Raw genomic sequence first — 1,661 nt, 5'->3', positions numbered from 1 at the left:
CCCCTCCCCACCACCCCCCCCCCAACCCCCGCCCACCCCCGCCCCCCCACCCCCCCCCCCCCCCCCCCCCTCCCCCCCCACCCGGCGCGGCCGGCCGGCCCTTCGCGGCGCAGCGCGGCGAGCCGGGGGTGCAGCCGGGTGAGGGCCTGCACCAGCGGGCGGGCGAGGAAGACCACCAGGACGCCGAACGGGAGCAGCGCCAGCCGGTACAGCCCGCCGCCGGTCACCAGGTCGGCCAGGCCGCGCAGTTGGTCGCCCGGCAGGGTGCGGTCCGCGACCCGCCGCAGCACGGCCGGGTCGACGCCGGGCAGCGGCAGGCTCTGCCCGAGCCGGAACAGCACCACCCCGCCGAGCGTGACGGCCGCTTTGAAGCCCGGGCCCGTACGGCTGACGGCCACCCGCCTCACCCCTTCTCCCCCGATGTCGGCGGGAGTTGGGACGCGACGGACGGCCGGGCGGTTCCCCGCCCGGCCGTCCGTGTGCCCCGCGGGCTCACTCGTTGTGCAGCACCTCGGCGATCGGCAGCCGGGCCGCCGAGCGGGCCGGGACGAGCGCGCCGACGACCGCGATCGCGACGCCCGCCAGGGCGAGGCCGGCCAGCAGCGGGGCGCCCCAGACGTCGATCATCGAGTCCGTGAAGTGGATGGTCCGGACGTTCTCGACGATCAGCCGGTGCACCAGGATCCCGACCGGGATGCCGATGATCCCGCTGGCCACACCCTGCCAGGCCACCGAGGTGACGGTCATCGCGACGACCTGCCGGGGCGTCATCCCGATCGACTTCAGCATGCCGAGGTCGCGGCGGCGCTCGCGGATGGTGAGCAGCAGGGTGTTGAAGACGCCGAGCGCGGCGACCACCGACAGCAGGACGGTGAAGACCGTGCTGAAGGTCTTGATCGCGACGACCGGCCCTGTCGAGCCCGCCGTGACCACCGAGGTCGACAGGCTCGGGTCGGCGGCCGAGACCGCGTCCTGGTAGGCCCTGGCGTCGGTGCCGGCGGCGAGCCGTACGTCGTACTCGACCACGTGCCGGTCAGGGGTGAGCAGGGCCCGGGTCGCGTCGTTGGAGGTGATCGCGTTGGGGTTGCCCTGGACCTCCATGCCGACGATGGTGACGGTGGTCTGCCGGTCGTCCAGGAGCAGGGTGATCCGGTCGCCGAGCTTGAGCCCGTGCTGGTCGAGGAAGCCCGGACCGGCCTCGGCCTCGCCCACTCCGGTCGCCGGTCGCCCCTCGACCACGTTGAGCCGCCGGTGGTCGACCATGGCGTCGCCGCCGTAGAAGTCGGCGAAGACCAGCTGGGGCTGGCCCGCGATGCCGACCCGGACCAAACCGCGGACGGAGACCTGGTCGGCGCCGGGGGTGGCGTGCAGCATCGCCTCGGTCTGCTCCTGGGTCAGCCGGGGCGCGATCTTGTTCTCGGAGAAGGAGCTGGTCAGCACGTCGATGTGGGTGTACGTGTCGGGCGCGGTCATGGACTTGGCCAGGGTGCCGGTCACCCCGGTGGTCACCGTCACGGTGACCACGCCGAGCACGATCGCCGCCATGGTCAGCGCGGTGCGGGCCGGGCGGGCGAAGGGCTGGCCGAGGCCGAGGCTGACGGCGCGCGGCAGCCGGGTGCCGCTCAGCCGGCGCTGGACCCGCAGCCCGCGGCCGGTGCGCG

General features: G+C 74.9%; 1 protein-coding gene and 1 pseudogene. Both read right to left on the bottom strand.

Annotated elements, in window-relative coordinates; all coding sequences use genetic code 11:
* Positions 1 to 398: pseudogene (locus BG452_RS34280) on the bottom strand (hypothetical protein); the annotation flags it as partial.
* Positions 399 to 492: 94 nt separating this feature from the next.
* Positions 493 to 1,661 (bottom strand): ABC transporter permease (locus BG452_RS34275; RefSeq protein ID WP_188308250.1); only part of this gene is annotated, 1,169 nt, incomplete at its 5' end.

Origin of the sequence: Streptomyces sp. CBMA123 (assembly GCF_014596465.1) — a bacterium.
Lineage (GTDB): Bacteria > Actinomycetota > Actinomycetes > Streptomycetales > Streptomycetaceae > Kitasatospora.
The sequence above is the reverse complement of the archived record's forward strand: the minus strand, read 5'-3'. Positions and strand labels throughout refer to the sequence as shown.